Raw genomic sequence first — 18,537 nt, forward strand, 5'->3', positions numbered from 1 at the left:
GGTCGGCTGCTGGCCTGGGTTGGGTTGTCGAGCGAGTCGCCGTGTCTTCGTTTATCTCTCATCGCTTTCGCGATTAACGAGCTATCACTCCCGACACGCCTCGATGCTCGCCAACCCAGCTCCACCAGCCTTGCTTATTAAGTGGTCGCGACATTATTGCGGCAGATTTGGGTCGTAGTCGAGCCTTTTTTGACGCAATAATTCGGATGACCACCTAAAGGCATGAGGTTGTGGGAGTTCGGGTCTTTGAAGAAACATCAAGGCGTGGCGAAAGCGACGATATCTAAGCGCCAAAGCGCTTGGATGAGGAGCGGAGACACGTTGCCAGTGACGCAAAGACCCGAATCCCACAACCGCCGAGAAGCAGCAAGACCAACCGCCAACCGAGAATGTCCAAGCTAACCACCAACCAAGAGCACCAAGACCGAGCACCCAAGGCCAACCAACGCGTCGTCGAAAATAACGGGAACCAAAAAGCTCGTAGTCGAACCTTTTGGTTCCTTTTAATTTCCCACGCGTTAGCGGGAACAGAAAAGTCCGTAGTCAAACCTTTTGGTGCCCGCTAACTAGAGAATTATTAGCGGGTGCAGAAAAGCTCAAGTACGGACTTTTCGGTTCCCACTGTTTCAGGTCACGTGATGGTTTTCTAGCCATTCGAGGGCGACTGAGCAGTCACCAGGTTCGTCGTCGCTAAATTATCTGGGCTCAAAAAGCTCGACGCACGTTGACATCACCACTCAACCGTCTTAGTGTATTAATCACCTAATACAGCAACACAGGGATTGGAGGTTGCATGGAATTCGATACAAAGTCACCGATTTGGCTGCAGCTGGTCGAAGAATTCTCGCGACGTATCTGCGTCGGAGAATGGCAGACCGGGGCGCGCCTTCCAGGCGTCAGAGACCTAGCAGCCGACTTAAAAGTGAATCCGAACACCGTGCAGCGGGCACTCGCAGAGCTCGACAGACAAGGGATCACCTATTCCGAACGAACTGCCGGCAGGTTCGTCACGGAAAACAAAGATACGATCTCCGCTCTGCGTACGCAGCAGGCATTTGCCAGCGCCGATTCGTACATCTCGGCATGCATCGGTCTCGGAATCGACACCGAAACAGCTAAACAACTCATCGCGGACCGCTGGGACGAGATCCTGAGCGGCGTTTCCGAGGGGACGAAATGACACAAAATTTTGAACCGCCTGCAGGCAAGGCGAATGCAATCTCGATCAGAAACCTATCGAAGAAGTATCAAAACACTCAGGCTCTAGACGACCTAAATCTCGACCTCTATTACGGTCAGGTCGTCGGACTACTCGGCGAGAACGGCTGCGGCAAAACCACGCTGTTGAAGATCCTGGGCGGTGTCCTGGCCGACTACGCCGGCGACGTCCAAATCGCAGGCCACAAGCCCGGCCCCGAATCGAAGGCTTTGGTTTCCTTCCTTCCAGACAAGGATTATCTGCCTACGGACCGCTCGATCTCTTACCTGACCGATTACTTCTCCGACGTCTACGCGGACTTCAATTCCCGCAAGGCCCTGGAATTGGTTCAGTACTTTGGTCTCGACAAGAACATGAAGCTAAAGCAGATGTCCAAGGGCATGCGAGAGAAGGCGCAGATCGCGATGGCGCTGGGCCGCGAGGCACGCGTCCACTTGCTCGACGAACCGATCTCTGGCGTCGACCCGGCCGCTCGCCAGGTGATTTTGGAGGGAATCCTCCGCTCGATCACACCCGACAGCCTGGTGGTCATCTCGACGCATTTGATCCACGACCTTGAGCCGGTGCTCGACTCCATCGTCATGATGCGCCACGGCCGCGTGCTGCTTTCGGGTGGCGTCGACGATCTGCGCTACGAACACGGAAAATCTATCGACGAACTATTCAGGGAGGTCTACTCATGGAACAGGTAACTAAACCAGTGATGGTAGACATGGCAACGCTGCTCAAATACGAGGCGAAGAGAACCAGCAAAGGCCTATTCTTGACGGCGATTCTGCCGCTGATCGGGCTTGCTTGTTTCACGGGCATCTCGGTAATTCCGTTGGACGCAGTTCGAGTGCTAGGCCTCACCATGAGCGTCCTGTGCTTTGTTGGCATATTAGTGATGCCGTTCATATACTTGGTGTTTGATTACTGGCGCTGCAGCTATGGCGCCACCGCACATCTGACGCATTCCATGCCCGTCGCCGGCGGCAAGATCTTCCTGACGAAGCTAATTTGGAGTTCGATCACCTACCTACTGGCCCTCGCGCTCGCCTTCGGCGGCGGCGTAATCATCCTCTTAGGTATCAGCCACAACTTGGGGATCCCATTCAAGACGATACGGGATCTGATCTTCCACAATATAAATAGCCTGCCTGGCTGGGTTATTGTAGCGGCGATTCTTTACCTAGTGGCTTCCGTGGCCTACGGATTGGCGTTCTTCTACTTCTCGATTTCTCTGGGCTTCGAGTCTTGGATGCAGCGCTTCGGAAAGGGCGGGCCGGTGATCGTCGGTATTGTGCTCTACGTCGCCACACAGCTAATCGGATTGGCGGCCCTGCTTATACCGGTAGGCCTGCAAACCTACCCTGACTTCAAGCTCACAAACTTCAACATTTTTAACATGCCAGATGGTGCGGCCTTCATGCCGCTAGGCGTTTACATCATTCCATTCTTGATGCTCGCCGCCTTAACCTGGCGCACCTGGCGCTCTTGGCAGTCGAAAATCTCGATGTAGTTTAACGAAAATAAGCCCCGGAAGAACCGGGGCTTATTTTCGTTATTTTAAGAGTTTCTTTGACGTCCCCGCGTCGGCGCGGAGACACGATTTTCGGTCAGCCTCATACATGTCTTCCAGACTTCGCCAGACAGCTCGAGGTTATAACTTTCTGGCGAGCTGACCCTGGCTTTTCTGCGGTAGATGTATTCACCTACCAGACTCTCAGCCTCGTCGCTAACAGCAACCCAAGCCAGGTCGTCACCGGCCTGTTGCGGGGAAAGCGCGGTGCCCAGCTTCTCCATGACGGGCGACGCAGCCCAATATGCCCCGCGGAGCACCCTCGGATAGTTTCGGTAGATCTTGGTGCTAGCGACGATGCCTGGGTCGACGGCGTAGCCCGAAAAAGTGGTTCGCCGATTGATTTCGTACGCCAGTTGCACACAGTAGAGCTTGGAGGTGGCATAGCGCATGGATGGGCTGTGCATCCAGCGGAAAAGAAGACGCGAGTCGCAAGGATCCGACGCGAATAATTGCGACGGCGGCAATATCGACGGCCCGCTCGCCCCTAGCCATCCGCTACGTATGCGATGTGCCTGCGAAGCCAGAGTGATGACACGAGCGTCGCGTGGCAGCATCCACTCGAGTTCACGGAAGAGCATGAACTGTCCTAAGACGTTTACTGCAAGCGTCTCTTCCACTCGATCTGCGGTGCGAGAGAACCTACCACTCGGATATGTGCCGGCGTTGAGCACGAGCGCGCGCACGTCGCCAATAGGAAGGTTACGGATCTGCTCCGCAGCTTCGGCTACCGAACGCAGCCTGGAAAAATCGCAATGCGCAAAGTGGACGCAAGCGCTGGGGATTCCGGAAAGTGCCGTTTGAAGTCTGCGCTTTCCCGCATCGTCGCGATACGTCGCGATGATGTCGTAGCCGGCTGCGGCCAAGGATACGGCGGTGTGCAGACCAACCCCAGAAGTTGCTCCACTGATAATTACCGTCGACACGCCTCCTAGTCTTACAGGCTATTTCGTCAGGAATTAGCGCTTTGACGCTCGAGGAGACGTGTTCGCTAAATATCAAGACCCAGGTCTTAACAAAAACAAATTTTTCTAACCGTCTGGGGTGAACCTGTCGGGTTTTGTACCCTAAATAGCCGTTTTTCACTGTTTAGGGGGGGGGATGCCTGCACACGCCCCGAACCAACCTGATAGATTCTTAATCGTTGATTCCGCTGGTTCCCCCGACTGGCGATGCGCAACAAACCGGTGCCTGTGGTTCCAGGGGGTGGGTACGCAGGCACCGGCTAAAACTTCTCTTTCATTTTAAATCCGCTGTCACGTAAAAAGCGGAGCTGTCCAAGGAATAAGCACGACGAGAGCGACGTTGCTCAAACAACCACCTAATTCTTCAAGGAGACTCGAAATGGCAACCGTAGAACTGACCGGCGACAATCTCGAACAAAAGCTTTCTGAGAAGGACATTTCTCTGATCGACTTCTGGGCTCCCTGGTGCGGCCCGTGCCGCCAGTTCGGCCCGATCTACGAAGAAGTCAGCGAAAACCACGACGACATTCTTTTCGGCAAGGTGAACACCGAGGAGGAGCAAGAGCTGGCAGCCGTCGCCGGCATCACCTCCATCCCGACACTGATGATCTTTCGCGAGCAGATTCCCGTCTTTAGCCACTCGGGCGCCATTCCGGCGGCGGCACTAGAAGACCTGATCAAGCAGGTCCGCGCGCTCGACATGGACGACGTGCGCAAACAAGCAGCAGAGGCCGCCCAGCAGTCGGGGCACGCTGCGCAGACCGCAACTCAGAACGACTAACAAAAGGTCTTGAATTGTTGCCCGGACGGGCCAAAACTGCGGGCAGCTCACCTCCAAATAGGCCTGTTTGGTCGCTCAAAGTGTGGCTAAACGGCCAATACCGACTAAGATTCATGAACAACTCATAATTTTGGAGGTGGCAGCGATGGCTTGGTTACGTGGAGTTGAGCGAAAGCTCGAGAATGCGGTCAACACCATTTTTTCTCGAACCGTCCGCGGAGACGTCGAGCCAATCGAGATAGCGACCCGGCTTCGTAAGGAACTGGACGCCGAGGCTAAGTTACTCAGCCGCGACAGGCGTCTGGTGCCTAACGACTTCACCGTTTACCTGTCCTCGCACGACTACGACGAGCTGGCGCCGATGGCACGGGCCATCAACGATGAGATCGTCCCCGAGCTGCGCAGGCACGCTGGCGAGAATTCCTACGTATTCAACGGCCCGATCAAGATCGAGTACGAATGCGACGAAAAGCTCTCCGTCGGGCAGTTCAATGTAAAGTCCCAATCCGTTGCGACGGTCGCTGAGAGCGACGGCCCAGCTTCCGAAACTTCTTTGCACAGGGCCCCGCTGGTTCTCGAGGTTAACGGCGTCCGTCACCCGTTGACGCCTCCGGGCTTCACCATCGGACGCGGATCAGAAGCCGATCTGCGCATCAACGACCCCGGCATTTCCCGACTGCACGCACGCATCAGTTGCGAGGACGACCCGCAGGGCATGAAGATCACAATCCAAGACCTGAACTCCACCAACGGTGTGATCGTCAACGGCGAGCGCGTCACCAACACCGAGCTTGGCGACGGTTCCCGCATCGAAATCGGCAAAACACGGATGCTGGTGCACTCCCCCGTAGGAGCGTGACGATGAGCACACTCGCTTTAGTAGCGCTAAAAATAGGCTTTTTGGCGCTCATTTGGATCTTCATTTTCTATCTTGCCCAGGTGATTCGGGGCGACATGTTCGGACGTAAAGTCTCCGCAGAGGAGCTTGCCTCCGAATCCGCAGCAGCCGAACGCACCAGTAAGCGTCAGGAGCGTCGTAAGCTCCGCAAGGAGCGCAAGGACGCGAAGGCGACTGCCAAGAAGAACCAGAATCGGGCGACCCGCATCGTCGTCACCGATGGCCCGAACGCGGGCATCTGGGCGCCGCTGCCCATGACGGGTGCGGTGCTTCTTGGTCGCTCTAATAACGCCACGATCGACATCATGGACGACTACGCGTCCAGCCGTCACGCCCGGGTCTACGACCACGATGGCGTGTGGGTGATTGAGGATCTCAAGTCCACCAACGGCACGTACGTCAACGGCCAGCAGATCGTCGCGCCGACGATTATTTCCCCGGAGGACAACATTCGTATCGGGCGCACGCATCTAGCTTTGGAGGTTTGATTCCTTCGATGACTTTCAGCCTTGACTTCGTCGCCCACTCCGAGATCGGTCTGGTTCGCGACAACAACCAGGATTCGGCCTTCTGTTCGCCTTCAATGTTGGTGGTTGCCGACGGAATGGGCGGTGCCGCAGCGGGCGATCTTGCCTCCACTGTTGCGATCAACCAGTTGCGTGAGGTCGATCAGCAGCTCGTTCAGAACGCTGCTGCAGGCGAGCAACTACACGGCGAAGACATCCTTGAGGCGATGCGCGACGGCCTGAAGCAAGCCAACGAAAACCTAGCCGAGCTCGTGCTGCAAGACCGCCAACTAGAGGGCATGGGAACCACCGTGTGCGGCGGTTTCTTTGACGGCGATTCCATCGGCATCGCGCACATCGGCGATTCACGCGGATATCTGCTGCGCGATGGTGTCCTGGTTCAGATCACCCACGACCACTCTTGGGTGCAGTCGCTGGTTGACGAGGGCAAAATCTCCGAGGAGGACGCGGCGGTTCACCCGCATCGTTCCCTGTTGTTGAAGGTTCTGAACGGGCAGCCGACTCATGAACCAGACTTCAAGGTGATCGACCTCAAGCTCGGCGACCGCCTGCTGTTCTGCTCCGACGGCCTGTCGGGCATGATGGACGCCAAAGAGTTGGACAGCCTGATCCGCATCAAGAGCCTGCCCCGTGCGGTGCGAGAGCTCACCTCTGCGGCTTATCGAGGCGGCGGTGCGGACAACATCACGCTGGTTGTCGCCGACGTCGTCGAGCAGTCCGACGATCTTGACAAGCGTTCGCCCATCACTTTGGGGGCGGCCGCTTCCGTACAGGTCCCCAAAATCGAGTTGCGCGAACCGACTGGCACGCTGCCCGCGATTCCTCTTCCCCCTCCTCCCGATTTGGAGGGCGTGCCTGCGGACGTCGACGTCCCCGAGGGCATAATCGATCCGGACGCGTTCGAGAAGATCCGTTACACGCCGAGGTTGCGCACCCAGAAACGTCAATGGCTGCCTTGGACGATCATCACTATCGTCGTCCTCGCACTCCTTGCCGGTTGCGTCTTTTGGATCGGCAAGGACTACGTGAAGAAGAACTACTTCATCTCCGCCACGGACTCCGGCAACATCGGCATGTACAACGGCGTGGACATCCAATTCCTGGGGCATGATTTCAGCGACTTGATCAAAACCAGCAAGGAAGAGGTCAAGTATCTGCCCAGCTACCAGCGCAAACAGGTGGAAGACGGCGACCTGCGGGGCTACAACCTCGAGGACGCATCCGCTCAGCTAGATGAGCTGAGCGAGCTGGCCAAGAACTGCCGAGTGAAGCTGGACGGCCGCGAGCCCGCGCCCGTTACCACGCCCGCTCCCGACGCGTCCGCCACGCCTGGTTCGTCCGCCAGCCCCTCCCCTGCTCCCGAGCTGCCGGAGGAATGCAAGTGAGTGAAACGGTTGTTTATCGCAAGCGCCGAAACGTCGAATTATTCGGCGTGATTCTTGCCGCGCTATTCGGCATCGGCGGTTTACTGCTAACGCATTGGAACCGCGACGGAGAGGTCTCGAACGAGGTCCTGTTGATCTGTGGGGGCTGGCTGGCGCTTTGCCTCGTGGCCCACAATCTGGTGCGCGTATTCATTTCTTTCGCAGACCCTGTGATCTTGCCCGCTGTATTGGCTCTAAACGGTCTTGGGTTGGCTATGATCCATCGGCTAGATATGAGCCTGGCGACTTCCGGGGCCACCACGCAACTCATCTGGACGCTGCTCGGAATAGCCATTTTCGGGCTAATTTTGGGCTTCATGCGCGACTATCGCGTGCTTGACGGTATCCCGTACGTCCTGTTCCTAATCGGCATGGTGATGCTGTTATTGCCGCTGATCCCCGGCTTGGGCAGCGAAAAATACGGTTCACGAATCTGGATTCAGGTGGGCAGCTACTCATTCCAGCCTGCGGAGGTCGCGAAGATCCTGCTGGCGATTTCGTTCGCTTCTTACCTAGTTGAGCACCGCGATTTGTTGACGATGGCGGGCCCGAAGATCGGCAAGCTTCAGCTGCCGAGGCTGCGCGATCTGCTGCCGATCCTGATCATGTGGGCAACCGCGCTGGTGGTGCTCGTCTTCGAAAACGACCTCGGCACCTCGCTGCTGTTCTTCGGCCTGTTCATCATGATGCTTTACGTAGCCACCAGCCAGGTCCGCTGGTTAGTTATCTCCGGTGGTCTGTTCGTTGCGGCGGCCGTCGTCGTTTCGCAATTGAGTCACGTCCAGACCCGAATCTCGAGTTGGCTGGACCCTTTCAGCGACTTCGACGTCAACTATCAGGTGATTCAGGCCCAATACGGCATGGCCTGGGGAGGCCTGTTCGGACGAGGCTGGGGCCTGGGACGTCCTCAGATGATCCCGGTTGCCAGCAGCGACTTCATCTCCGCAGCAATCGGCGAAGAACTCGGCATTGTTGGTTTGATCGCGTTGATCATCTTGTACGGGCTGTTGATTAGCCGTGGGCTCAAAACCGCACTAGCCATGCCAGACGACTTCGGCAAGCTGCTAGCTGCCGGCTTCAGTTTCGTCTTCGGGCTGCAGACTTTCGCGATCATCGGTGGCGTCACCAGACTTCTGCCGTTGACGGGTCTGACTACGCCATTCGTCTCGCAAGGCGGCAGTTCGTTGGTCTGCAACTGGGCCATCATCGCTATCATCATGGTGATCAGCCACGAGGCCCGTCGCCCTCGGACCACCGAGAAGGCCCCCATCGTCGCGGACTTCGCTGACGACCGCACCCAAATCATAGACGTGAACGAGAAGTGAGCGAGGGGAGGATTTCGTGAATAAATCTTTGCGCGTGCTAGCGATTGCACTAGCGGTGATGTTCTTTTTGCTGCTGGCCAACGTGACGGCCGGATACATGCTGCGCTCCGATGCCCTGAAATCCGATTTGCGTAACTCGAGAGTCCGCGACGAGCAGTTCGGCTCCCACCGAGGCGACATTTTGGCCGGCAACGCACCCATCGCTGGAAACAACTACACTGGAGTCCGCCCGTTCCTCAACGAACGCACCTACGCCAATGGCGAGCTGTATGCCCCGGTGACCGGCTACTTCTCCTACAACTATGGGGCCGCAGGCCTGGAAAGCAGCCATAACGATCTGCTCATCGGCGAATCCGACCAGCAGTTCGTTGGTCGAGTGATCGACACCCTCTCCGGACGTACCCAGCAGGGCGGTAACGTCGTCACCACTATCGACCCGGCAGCCCAGCAGGCAGCCTGGGATGCGCTTGCAGGCCAAGAAGGCGCGATCGTCGCTATGGACTACACCACCGGCGAGATCAAGGCGATGGTTTCGACACCCAGCTACAATCCTGCCAGGCTCTCTAGCACGGACCTCGACGCCGCAGCCAGCGCGTGGGACGAGCTGAACGCCGACCCCAACCAGCCGATGAAGAATAGGGCCTCGAAGGAAATCTACCCTCCGGGCTCAACCTTCAAGCTCGTCGTGAGCGCGGCTGCGCTGGCGAATGGCTACACTCCCGATCAAATGATCGACACCCCTGCCCGGCTGCAGCTGCCGCAGACCAACCACGAGCTGCCGAACGCCAGCAACTGCGGCGACGGCCAGCAGACCTTAGATTTTGCGCTCTCAATGAGCTGCAATACTTCCTTCGCGAATATTGGAATGGCTCTCGGCGAGGAGAAGATCGCCGAGCAGGCGAAGAAGTTCGGTTTCGGCACCGCCCTAGGCAAAGATTTCGAATCTACGCCTAGCGTCTACCCGTCTGGCATGAGCCAGGCCTCGCTCGCCATGAGCGCTATCGGCCAGTACGACGTGCGCGCAACCCCGCTGCAGATGACAGTCGTAGCCGGGGCTATCGCCAATGACGGAAAGGTCATGCAGCCCTACCTGGTGGCGGAAGAGCGCGATTCGAACCAGAAGCTGCTCAGCAAGACCAAGCCGACCGAGTTTGGGCGCGCGATGAGCGCCGAAAACGCTAAGACGCTGCAGAGGATGATGCAGCACGTCGTCTCAAACGGTTTGGGTAAGCCAGCCCAGATGGAAGGCACGGTCGCCGGCGGCAAGACCGGCACGGCCGAGAACGAGCCGGGGCACCTTTCGTCCTGGTACAGCGGATACATGGAGCAAAATCACATCGCTATCTCCGTATTTGTTCGCAACGCCAGAGGCGGGGAATCCATCCCAATGGCCAAGCAGGTGCTGGAGGCAATGCGATGATTTTTTACTCACCCAATAACTTAGATATGTATGCAGATTTGAGCCCGCTGCGGCAAGGAGGCAAACGATGACTGGTAGGACTCTCTCTGGCCGTTACAAGCTAGTCGAGATCATCGGTCGTGGCGGCATGGCCGAGGTCTGGCGAGCCCGCGACGAGCGTCTCAATCGCGACGTAGCTATCAAACAGCTGCGGGTGAACCTGGCAACAGATTCCAACTTCCAGGCGCGGTTCAACCGCGAGGCCCAGTCGGCTGCCGGCCTGAACCACCCGAACATCGTCGGCGTCTACGACACTGGCACCGAGCGCGACGAGCACGGCATCATGGTGCCCTACATCGTCATGGAGCTGGTGCAGGGCCGAACTCTGCGCGAGATTCTGCGCTCCGGACAGCGCATTCCGGATGCCACGGCTTTCCAGTACACCACCGGCGTCCTCGACGCCCTGGCCTATTCGCACAAGGCGGGCATCGTCCACCGCGACATCAAGCCGGCGAACGTCATGTTGACGACGGCTGGCCAGATCAAGGTGATGGACTTCGGAATTGCCCGTGCCGTTTCCGACACCTCCGCAACCATGACGCAAACGGCAGCGATAATCGGCACCGCGCAGTACCTCTCCCCGGAGCAGGCGCGCGGCGAAACCGTGGACGCGCGTTCGGATCTCTACTCCACCGGCTGCCTGCTCTACGAGTTGCTAACCGGCAAGCCGCCGTTCCAGGGCGACTCCCCTGTGTCCGTTGCTTACCAGCACGTCAGGGAGGCCGTCACACCCCCGAGCCAGCTCAATCCGAACGTCACCCCGCAGATGGACGCGGTGGTGTTGAAGGCGTTGGCGAAGGACCCCGAGCAGCGTTATCAGAGCGCCGAGGAGATGCGCGCTGATTGCGCCCGGTTGTTGAGCGGCGAGCAGGTTACTGCAGCCATCCCGCCGGCCGTCGTCACGCCCGCCGGCGACGACATGGCCACCCAGGTTTTCACTCCGAACGACACCGTTTCCGAGACTGCGATCCAACCCGGCCCGGCACGCGCGCTGGAGCCAACCACGCAGGATGCGATGGAGGAATACGAGGAACCGAAGAAGAAACGTAGCTGGCTGACGTTCGTTTTGGTCGGTCTGCTGCTAGTTTTGCTGGGCATCGTCGGCTTCTTCTTCCTTCAGATGAACGGAAGCGACGACAAGAAAGACGTGGTTTCGGTTCCTAGCGTCTTGACCTCTATGGAGGAAGCCGCGAAGAACACGCTTACCGAGGCCAATCTCGTGCCAAAGGTGAAGTACTCCGATGGCGACGCGGAGACGAAGGGCCAGGTCATAGCCCAGGATCCGGTTGGCGGAACAGAGGTGAAAATCGGTTCAACCGTCACCATCACCGTCAACTCCGGTCCGAAGACTCTGGCCGTCCCGGAGGGACTCATCGGCATGAGCGAGACGGAAGCCCGCGCAGCACTGGCTGAAGCAGGCTTCACTAACGTCATCAAGCAAGACGCCCCTGCCAATAAGGAGGGCCCAGAAACGGCCGAGGACACCGTCGTCGACGTGCAGCCCGCGCCCGGGAAGAAGATACACTCCGACACCCAGATCACCATCTATGTTGCGACCGGAAAATCCACGCTGCCTCGCGTCATCGGAATGACGGCTGACGAGGCTAAGGCGGAGCTAGCCAAGTCCGGCTTCACCAACGTAGAGGTTTGGGAGACCGAGACGAGCGTTGAGGCCGACAACGGCAAGGTGACGCTGCAGAACCCGACAGGCAACACCACGCAGCTGCGATCCACCTCCATCACGCTGACCGTCGCCCGCTACAAGGCGCCGGCTCCGGCCGCTACCACGACGGCACCGGGCGGCGAACGCACCAACGCTGCTGATCCTGGCAGAAACCCAGAGGGCGAAAACTAATTTTGCGCGTGGTCCCCGAACGCGGGGGCCACGTAATCGCTGATTCGCTGCTGCGAATAGCCGAGCTGGTAGGCCTGGGCGTATTGTCGATAAATCTGCGTGCCTTCGTCGGCCTCCAGGCCTCGTTCTAAGGCGTCTTGGTTTCCGATAGCCACGATCTCGTAGGGCGGGGCGTATGGCGTTCCGTGCAGCACTACGGTGTTGCCGACACACTTGATAGCTGTGGTCGTGATCACCCTCTCGCCTTGCAGCGTCATGGCCTCGGCACCGGCCCGCCAGAGCGCATTCACCACCACCTGAATGTCTTGTTGGTGCACCACCAGCATGTCCGGATCTACGTTGTCGGGCTTGACCTCTAACGGCGCGTCGGTGAGCGTCACCTTCACGGCTGGCCCGTGTAGAGCAGTCTGCCCCGCAGCCATCTCGACGGCGCGTAGGTCTTCCGTGGAAGCCTTTTGGCCCGACTGGGCGGTCAGCGCGTCTACTTCCTCGCGCAGCTCGGCTAGCTGCGCGGAAAGCTGCTTGTTGTCTTGCTCGCGTTCCCTGGCTATCTGTGTGAGGTCGCTAGTGCGTTCCGGACGCAGCTCACCTCCGCGCACGCTCACCGCGGCTAGAGTGAACATTAATCCGGCCAGACCGCAAACGGTTGCCGTGATGATGGGACGCGAGTATTTCACGTCTCCAGAGTATCTGGTGAGTTGTAGAACCTGTGCAAGGCGCTGTTGCTTTCACAGCTAGAGACGGCATAATTAACCGGGTGAGTGACAATCTGGAAGAAAACGAAAAGAAGTTCGACCACGCCGACCAGGCAGAACGCGCCAAGCGTCGTGCCTCGCGTTTCGGCAACCCCGCGAAGGCCGCTAAGGCACGCGACAAGCAGCTGGTTACTCTCAAGGAAGAGTACATGGTCGAGCGTAAACACCCTACCCACCGCGACTGGGTGCCTTACGTCTTCGTCCCGCTGGGCCTCCTCGGTGTGCTTTGGCTCGTCGTTTTCTACATTGCTGGCAGCAAGATCGGTTTCATGTCCGCCATGGGTAACTGGAACTTCGGTGTCGGTCTTGGCCTGATCGCCGCCGCGTTCGGCGTCTCCACTATGTGGAAGTAGCCGGAATCTAAATCAGCTTTTTAGAGCCGTCCTTGTGACGGCTCTTTGTTGTGCCCAGATTCACCCAACACGTTAAGGCCCTTTAACGCCGTCTGCCCTAGCCAGAAATTTTCGCAACTTAACGGTTTTTAATATTCTATTTGGCTTATAGCCGCTATATTTTTTAACAGTCTGTTGCGCTGGTTGCACAGACGGGAAGTTCGAGATTTCGCACGTCGCGAGAAACTGTATCTACAAACCGGGAGCGACATGCTTGCAGTAGACAACCCCGAGACTGGTGCCGCGGGTGGGGCCGGTGGCGGAGATTTCGCGGTCGTCACGCGCAACCTGACGAAGGTTTATCAGGTGGGTGACGAACATCTCGTCGCACTCAACCGGGTTAGCGTGTCTTTTAGACGCGGAGGATTCGTCGCCGTCGTCGGCACTTCTGGTTCCGGAAAATCCACTTTATTGAACATGCTCGGCGGGCTGGAGAAACCAACCGCCGGTGAGGTCTGGGTGGCGGGACGCCCACTACACAGGTTCAACGAAACGGACCTGGTGACGTTTCGTCGCGAAAACGTCGGTTTCGTGTTTCAGTCGTTCAACCTGATCGGTTCCATGACGGCAGTGGAGAACGTCGCCTGGCCGCTCGCCTTCCAGGGCGTCAGCAAGGCCGAACGCGAGGCGCGCGCGAAGGCCGCGCTCTCCAGGATGGGGCTGGCCCAGCACATGGTGCACAAGCCCAACCAGATGTCGGGCGGCCAGCAGCAACGCGTCGGCATCGCACGAGCGCTGGTGGTCAACCCGAAGATCGTGTTTGCTGACGAGCCGACGGGAAACCTCGACTCCAAGACCGCCGAATCCACCCTGCTGCTTTTCCGCGAGCTTTGCAGGCGCTACCACCAAACCTGGGTGATGGTCACTCACGACGCCCACCTAGCCTCATTCGCCGACGCAATCGTGCGCATTTCAGATGGGCACGTGACGGGTATCGAACACACTGGGCACGGGGGCAACGACGTCGTCGTAGGAAAAATCATTGCCGCAGAAACAACCACCGGGATGCCTGCCACCACCCAGACAATTCAAAACACGACGGAGAAAAATGAAAACAATATTTAGGTTTTTTGCCGCTGGAATTTTCGTGTTGTCGCTGAGCCCCGGGGCCTCGATACCAAGCTCTGCTGCCGCAGGCGACGCATCTAACGAACCGTCGCGTAAGCCGGCCAAAGCCGTGTTGTTAAATGACGAGGATGAGGCAGAGGACGAGGTCGAACAGCCTGCAGCACAGAGCGACTTCACGCCTAGGCTGCTGATCTCGGCATTTTCTACGGACCCCGCAGAGGTCAACGCCGGCCAGAATTTCAAGCTCACACTCACTCTCTCCAACACCTCAAACCACATCGCTGTCGGTAACGTGAAGGTTTCGGTAACCTCCGCTGATTCCAGTCTGCTGCCCGTTAGCGGAGCCTCGTCGGTTTATATCCCCGTCATCTACGCCGGCGGCCAGCAGTCCACGACTATGGATTTCCGAGCTCTGCCGAATCTTGAGGAGCAGCCGTATCAGCTGAGCGTGCACGCCGAATACGAGGACGTAAACACTTTCCAGTCCTACAGCTCTGACGAGACGATCGCCGTCGTTGTGCATCAGCCGATTCGCGCCGAACTTGGCCAGATCCAGGTGCTGCCGGAAATGATCGAAGTCGGTCAGCAGGCGAGCATTAGCTTCGCGTTGCAGAACCAGGGCAAGGCGACGCTCTACAACGCGAAGGTCAACGTCAAGGAGAACCCACAGGTGGAGGCCGCCGAAACCTATATCGGTAATGTCGCGGCCGGCACGTCTGCCAGCGCGGATCTTCTGGTCAGAGGCATAGGTGCGGGCGAGTCTCCCGTCACATTGCAGATCAGCTACGAGGATTCGACGGGCGCCCAGAAGACGCTCGATCGAGAGATTCAGCTTTCCGTGACGGAGCCGGTGGAAGAGGCGCCGGAAGACACGGCTGCCGAGCAGAAAAGTATTGGGTTTGTCTGGGTAGTTCCGCTGCTATTCTTAGCTCTGATTGTCGGGGCCATCGTGTTGATCATAGTGATGCGTAACCGTCGCAAGAAGAAAAATGAGGAAGCGTTGAGGCAGCAGTACGAGCAGGACGAGACCATTCTTCTGCCTCCGCCTAACGCCGCCGACCGGGCTGGCGACGATCTTCCTGGTAATTAGCCATGCGCTGGTCTGACCTGATCTCGAGCGCTCTCGGTAGTCTTCGGCAGCGCTTATTCCGTACTTCGCTGACGGTGCTCGGCGTCTTCATCGGCACCGCTTCCGTGGTAATAATGATGTCGCTTGGCGTCGGGATGACGAAGTCGATGACCGAAAGCATGGAGAACGACGCGGCGATGACGCAGCTGACCGTCACCGGCAGCGGCGACGACTTCGCAAACAGCGAATTCGGCATCGGTTCGTCCGCCAAAAGCAAAGATAAGAAGATGAACGCGGCGACCATGAACGAGCTGTCCGCGATCGATGGGGTTAAGTCCGTCGCGCCGATTTATCAGGTTGATGCCGACGCGATTGTCAACGGCAAGAAGGGCTACATCACGCTGCGGGGCATGACGCAGGAGAGTCTGCAGAAGGCTGGCGTCGACATGGCCGAGGGCAGGCTACCTGGGCCGGCAGACCCACTCGGCTTGGCCATGGGTGGCATGGTCGACTACAACTTTTCTGAGGTTGGCTTCGGATCGAGCAACGTCGAAAAAATTGACTGGCTGAATTCGCAGATCTTTCTGAGCTTCAACCACGACCAGTCAGGATCTTCATTGCAGGATCCCTCAGGCGAGACTCAGCCAGCTATTGCCAGCTCTGGACAGCATCGCTTCTTAGCTAAGGCGACAGGCGTCATAGAGACCTCAAACAACTGGCAGATCGATCAGAGCGCGCTCGTCGACATCAACCAGCTCATCACAACCTTGCGCAAGGCCATGCCTGGGCGCGCGCTTCCAGGCCAGCCTGCCACGCAGGACGGCAAGCCCAGGGGCAACGACTTCATCTATTCGGAGCTGGTAGTCACTGCCGTCGATGCCAAGACTGCGGAGGAACTGACCACGCAGCTGCGTGAGGACGGCTACCAGGTGCAGTCGAACATCGAGTTGATGAAGCAGATGCAGAGCATAGGACGAGTGGTGCAGGCAGTTTTCGGCGGCATCGGCGCAGTCTCGCTGCTGGTGGCCGCCATCGGCATCGCCAATACGATGTTGATGTCCGTCTACGAGCGCACCCGCCAGATCGGCATCATGAAGGTGCTCGGCGCTTCTTTGAAGGACATCCGTAACCTTTTCCTGGTCGAATCGGCGATAATCGGCTTCTTCGGCGGAATAATCGGGCTGTTGTTCAGCCTGTTGGTTTCGTGGATGTTGAACACCACGCTCGGGGCGGCAGCCGGTCCCGAGCCGACGAAGATTTCGATCATTCCGCTCTGGCTGACCATTTCGTCAATCTTGTTCTCCACCGGAATCGGTACTCTCGCGGGCCTGATCCCCGCTCAGCGAGCAATGAAGTTGAGCCCGCTGGCTGCGATCAGGTCGGAATAGCTAAATATCGTTGATGTCCTCGTAGCTCTTCGGGTCTCCGATGGGCTCCAGGTGGGCCTGAACGCGCAGGTCGGGCACCTGGTCGACGAGTTCGTCGATGAGGTTTTCCACGTAGTCGTGCCCCTGCTTGACGCTCCACTCCCCCGGCACCAAGACGTGGACGTTCATGAACCTGCGATTGCCCGCCTCGCGGGTGCGTACCGCATGGAAGTCGGTTTTGTCCTTCTTGCGACGATTCTCAAGGACACTCTCCAGATTTTTGACCACTTCTTCGGGCAGCGCGATGTCCATTAGCCCGTCAATTGCGGTCTTGATGATCTGAATGCCCATGAAGATGATGTTGAAGCCCGCCAGCAGAGCGACGATGGCGTCGAGGATCGCCATCTTGAAGATCGCGACAAGGCCAACACCGAGAAGGACTGCGATAGAGGTTAGGACGTCCGTGAATAGATGTTTGGAATCGGCCAGCAGAGTCGCCGAGCGATGCTTCTTGCCGCTTCGATAGAGGATCAGGGCAACAGCCCCGTTGACGACTCCGGCCAGAGCGTTGATTAACAGACCGATGCCGAGCTGTTCGGGCATCACGGGGTTGAACATTCTCATGATCGCCGAGCCGATGATGAATACGGCGGCGACGAAGATCATCACTCCTTCGAGCGCAGCAGAAAAGTATTCGGCTTTCGAATGTCCGAAGGGGTGATCGTCGTCTGCAGGACGAATCGCGATCCGCAGCGTGATCAGCGCGATTACTGCAGCGACTAAGTTGACCAGGGATTCGGCAGCGTCCGAGAGCAGACCAACAGAGTTCGTCAGCATCGCAGCGGTTAGTTTTAAGACGATGGTTGTTAGGGCTGCCGCGATCGACAACCATGCGAATTTCGTCAGATCTTCTGGCTTTGCGTATCTGCTGCTACTCGGGGCGTTCACATCTATCAATGTTCGACGAATGGCAGGCGCAATTCAACCTGGGTGAAAATGAGAATTAAAAAGAAAAACAATGGTGGTGGCCAGGGGCGGGGTCGAACCGCCGACCTTTCACTTTTCAGGCGAACGCTGCTACCAGCTGAGCTACCTGGCCTAACCGCCAGCGGCTTAACCACCAGCAACTGCGTATTTCTACGCGCGATCGTTAAAAACGACCGCTGAGCGACCCCGATGGGACTTGAACCCACGACCTCCGCCGTGACAGGGCGGCGCGCTAACCAACTGCGCTACGGGGCCATGTTTCTTAACAGACCCTCTAACAGGTTCATCTGTTTAAACAAGACCAGATGAACTTAGCCGATCTTTCAAGAAAAATCAAAATCGGATTTTAACCGGTTTTAATTTCGACCTATTGAGTTTTCCAGTTCGCTTCAAGAGCGGCTTTCAGCTTAGCGGGTTTCACCCGATTCGCCAATTTGGCTCTTTCGCGTCGTATCCCCGAGCGGATTCGAACCGCCGTTGCCGCCTTGAAAGCTGATTTAAAGCGGATACTTCGGTTCAAAACAAACCTGCTCTGACTAGGGCGTTTAGCTTTTTAGCCAAGCTCGCTATTTTCTTCTTTGTCGTTAAGATACCACTGTTTACGCTGAGAAGTGGCACGGAAGTGGCACGAAAATTAGTCCCAAGTGCAAAGCGGCAACGGTGGTTTAATTGGTTTGCAACGGGTGTTCAATTGGTTTCGCTATCGCTTAGAGCTTTGCAGAGCTGGAAACTATGAAAGAACTTTCAGTATAAAGAAAACCGTTGAACGTTTACACGCCAAGATAGCCAGCTTCTACACCTCGATGGTCACCAGCTGACCACCAACCAGCCAGACAATGAACCACTACCCAGACGATGGACAACCTGCCAGCTGCCAGACGATGA

17 protein-coding genes and 2 tRNA genes are annotated in these 18,537 nt (G+C 57.5%); 14 read left to right on the top strand and 5 right to left on the bottom strand.

Annotated features, from left to right (window positions below):
• The first annotated feature begins 793 nt into the window (after nucleotides 1–793).
• The 3 genes from G556_RS0107080 to G556_RS0107090 are packed head-to-tail and all read left to right on the top strand — an operon-like array spanning nucleotide 794 to nucleotide 2,720.
• Complete coding sequence (locus G556_RS0107080; protein ID WP_028822266.1) at nucleotides 794–1,180, top strand: GntR family transcriptional regulator; 387 nt, start codon at nucleotides 794–796, stop codon at nucleotides 1,178–1,180.
• Nucleotides 1,177–1,911, top strand: a complete 735-nt coding sequence (locus tag G556_RS0107085; protein WP_028822267.1) for an ABC transporter ATP-binding protein — start codon at nucleotides 1,177–1,179, stop codon at nucleotides 1,909–1,911. The genes G556_RS0107080 and G556_RS0107085 overlap by 4 nt, the downstream gene beginning before the upstream one ends.
• Nucleotides 1,899–2,720, top strand: coding sequence for a hypothetical protein (locus G556_RS0107090; protein WP_028822268.1), 822 nt, complete (start codon nucleotides 1,899–1,901; stop codon nucleotides 2,718–2,720). Before G556_RS0107085 ends, G556_RS0107090 begins: the two co-directional genes overlap by 13 nt.
• 47 nt (nucleotides 2,721–2,767) lie before the next feature.
• Here G556_RS0107090 and G556_RS0107095 read toward each other — a convergent pair whose 3' ends face one another.
• On the bottom strand, nucleotides 2,768–3,706 hold the full coding sequence (locus G556_RS0107095; RefSeq protein WP_081675548.1) for an SDR family NAD(P)-dependent oxidoreductase: 939 nt from the start codon (nucleotides 3,704–3,706) through the stop codon (nucleotides 2,768–2,770).
• A gap of 418 nt (nucleotides 3,707–4,124) precedes the next feature.
• Here G556_RS0107095 and trxA point away from each other — a divergent pair, with 418 nt between their 5' ends.
• The 7 genes from trxA to pknB all read left to right on the top strand — a co-directional run bounded on the left by trxA (nucleotide 4,125) and on the right by pknB (nucleotide 12,014).
• Nucleotides 4,125–4,526: a thioredoxin gene (gene trxA, locus G556_RS0107100; protein ID WP_028822270.1), complete on the top strand. Its 402-nt coding sequence runs from the start codon at nucleotides 4,125–4,127 to the stop codon at nucleotides 4,524–4,526.
• Between the two features lie 145 nt (nucleotides 4,527–4,671).
• Nucleotides 4,672–5,385, top strand: coding sequence for an FHA domain-containing protein (locus G556_RS0107105; RefSeq protein WP_028822271.1), 714 nt, complete (start codon nucleotides 4,672–4,674; stop codon nucleotides 5,383–5,385).
• Nucleotides 5,386–5,387: 2 nt separating this feature from the next.
• Entirely contained in the window at nucleotides 5,388–5,912 is a 525-nt protein-coding gene (locus G556_RS0107110; RefSeq protein WP_028822272.1) for an FHA domain-containing protein FhaB/FipA, read from the top strand.
• Nucleotides 5,913–5,920: 8 nt separating this feature from the next.
• On the top strand, nucleotides 5,921–7,336 hold the full coding sequence (locus G556_RS10585; protein ID WP_051176777.1) for a PP2C family protein-serine/threonine phosphatase: 1,416 nt from the start codon (nucleotides 5,921–5,923) through the stop codon (nucleotides 7,334–7,336).
• The gene (locus G556_RS10590) at nucleotides 7,327–8,700 is read left to right on the top strand and encodes an FtsW/RodA/SpoVE family cell cycle protein (RefSeq protein ID WP_036916201.1); all 1,374 of its coding nucleotides are present in this window, start codon (nucleotides 7,327–7,329) and stop codon (nucleotides 8,698–8,700) included. The genes G556_RS10585 and G556_RS10590 overlap by 10 nt, the downstream gene beginning before the upstream one ends.
• Nucleotides 8,701–8,716: 16 nt before the next feature.
• A complete protein-coding gene (locus G556_RS0107125) occupies nucleotides 8,717–10,120 on the top strand; it encodes a peptidoglycan D,D-transpeptidase FtsI family protein (RefSeq protein ID WP_016455303.1) in 1,404 nt (467 codons plus the stop codon).
• A 67-nt stretch (nucleotides 10,121–10,187) separates the two neighbouring features.
• Nucleotides 10,188–12,014 carry a Stk1 family PASTA domain-containing Ser/Thr kinase gene (gene pknB / locus G556_RS0107130; RefSeq protein WP_028822273.1) on the top strand — a complete coding sequence of 609 codons (1,827 nt, stop codon included), beginning with the start codon at nucleotides 10,188–10,190 and terminating at the stop codon, nucleotides 12,012–12,014.
• On the opposite strand, the gene G556_RS10595 is transcribed toward pknB, so the two are convergent.
• Complete coding sequence (locus G556_RS10595; protein WP_036916203.1) at nucleotides 12,011–12,691, bottom strand: DUF881 domain-containing protein; 681 nt, start codon at nucleotides 12,689–12,691, stop codon at nucleotides 12,011–12,013. The genes pknB and G556_RS10595 overlap by 4 nt on opposite strands.
• A gap of 80 nt (nucleotides 12,692–12,771) precedes the next feature.
• Between G556_RS10595 and G556_RS11775 the strand changes: the two genes are divergently transcribed.
• The 4 genes from G556_RS11775 (at nucleotide 12,772) to G556_RS0107155 (ending at nucleotide 16,686) form a co-directional block, all read left to right on the top strand.
• Nucleotides 12,772–13,122 carry a cell division protein CrgA gene (locus tag G556_RS11775; protein WP_267878600.1) on the top strand — a complete coding sequence of 117 codons (351 nt, stop codon included), beginning with the start codon at nucleotides 12,772–12,774 and terminating at the stop codon, nucleotides 13,120–13,122.
• A gap of 249 nt (nucleotides 13,123–13,371) precedes the next feature.
• Nucleotides 13,372–14,226: an ABC transporter ATP-binding protein gene (locus G556_RS10600; RefSeq protein WP_081675549.1), complete on the top strand. Its 855-nt coding sequence runs from the start codon at nucleotides 13,372–13,374 to the stop codon at nucleotides 14,224–14,226.
• Nucleotides 14,210–15,319, top strand: a complete 1,110-nt coding sequence (locus G556_RS0107150) for a COG1361 S-layer family protein (RefSeq protein ID WP_155941779.1) — start codon at nucleotides 14,210–14,212, stop codon at nucleotides 15,317–15,319. The genes G556_RS10600 and G556_RS0107150 overlap by 17 nt, the downstream gene beginning before the upstream one ends.
• A gap of 2 nt (nucleotides 15,320–15,321) precedes the next feature.
• Nucleotides 15,322–16,686 (top strand): ABC transporter permease, encoded by a 1,365-nt coding sequence (locus G556_RS0107155; RefSeq protein WP_028822276.1) that lies wholly within the window; start codon nucleotides 15,322–15,324, stop codon nucleotides 16,684–16,686.
• Here G556_RS0107155 and G556_RS0107160 read toward each other — a convergent pair whose 3' ends face one another.
• The 3 genes from G556_RS0107160 to G556_RS0107170 form a co-directional block, all read right to left on the bottom strand.
• Complete coding sequence (locus G556_RS0107160; RefSeq protein WP_036916204.1) at nucleotides 16,687–17,613, bottom strand: cation diffusion facilitator family transporter; 927 nt, start codon at nucleotides 17,611–17,613, stop codon at nucleotides 16,687–16,689.
• 74 nt (nucleotides 17,614–17,687) lie between these two features.
• A tRNA-Phe gene (locus G556_RS0107165) sits at nucleotides 17,688–17,764 on the bottom strand.
• 69 nt (nucleotides 17,765–17,833) lie between these two features.
• Nucleotides 17,834–17,907: transfer RNA gene (locus G556_RS0107170), tRNA-Asp, on the bottom strand.
• Nucleotides 17,908–18,537 lie beyond the last annotated feature (630 nt).

Origin of the sequence: Propionimicrobium lymphophilum DSM 4903 (assembly GCF_000423485.1) — a bacterium.
GTDB classification, from domain to species: domain Bacteria; phylum Actinomycetota; class Actinomycetes; order Propionibacteriales; family Propionibacteriaceae; genus Propionimicrobium; species Propionimicrobium lymphophilum.

Bases quoted from the DNA above. Each gene is read 5' to 3' on its own strand.
- G556_RS10585 (WP_051176777.1), top strand. From the start codon at position 5,921: ATGACTTTCAGCCTTGACTTCGTCGCCCACTCCGAGATCGGTCTGGTT.
- trxA (WP_028822270.1), top strand. From the start codon at position 4,125: ATGGCAACCGTAGAACTGACCGGCGACAATCTCGAACAAAAGCTTTCT.
- pknB (WP_028822273.1), top strand. From the start codon at position 10,188: ATGACTGGTAGGACTCTCTCTGGCCGTTACAAGCTAGTCGAGATCATC.
- G556_RS10590 (WP_036916201.1), top strand. From the start codon at position 7,327: ATGCAAGTGAGTGAAACGGTTGTTTATCGCAAGCGCCGAAACGTCGAA.
- G556_RS0107110 (WP_028822272.1), top strand. From the start codon at position 5,388: ATGAGCACACTCGCTTTAGTAGCGCTAAAAATAGGCTTTTTGGCGCTC.
- G556_RS0107155 (WP_028822276.1), top strand. From the start codon at position 15,322: ATGCGCTGGTCTGACCTGATCTCGAGCGCTCTCGGTAGTCTTCGGCAG.
- G556_RS0107150 (WP_155941779.1), top strand. From the start codon at position 14,210: ATGAAAACAATATTTAGGTTTTTTGCCGCTGGAATTTTCGTGTTGTCG.
- G556_RS10600 (WP_081675549.1), top strand. From the start codon at position 13,372: ATGCTTGCAGTAGACAACCCCGAGACTGGTGCCGCGGGTGGGGCCGGT.
- G556_RS0107090 (WP_028822268.1), top strand. From the start codon at position 1,899: ATGGAACAGGTAACTAAACCAGTGATGGTAGACATGGCAACGCTGCTC.
- G556_RS0107085 (WP_028822267.1), top strand. From the start codon at position 1,177: ATGACACAAAATTTTGAACCGCCTGCAGGCAAGGCGAATGCAATCTCG.
- G556_RS0107080 (WP_028822266.1), top strand. From the start codon at position 794: ATGGAATTCGATACAAAGTCACCGATTTGGCTGCAGCTGGTCGAAGAA.
- G556_RS0107105 (WP_028822271.1), top strand. From the start codon at position 4,672: ATGGCTTGGTTACGTGGAGTTGAGCGAAAGCTCGAGAATGCGGTCAAC.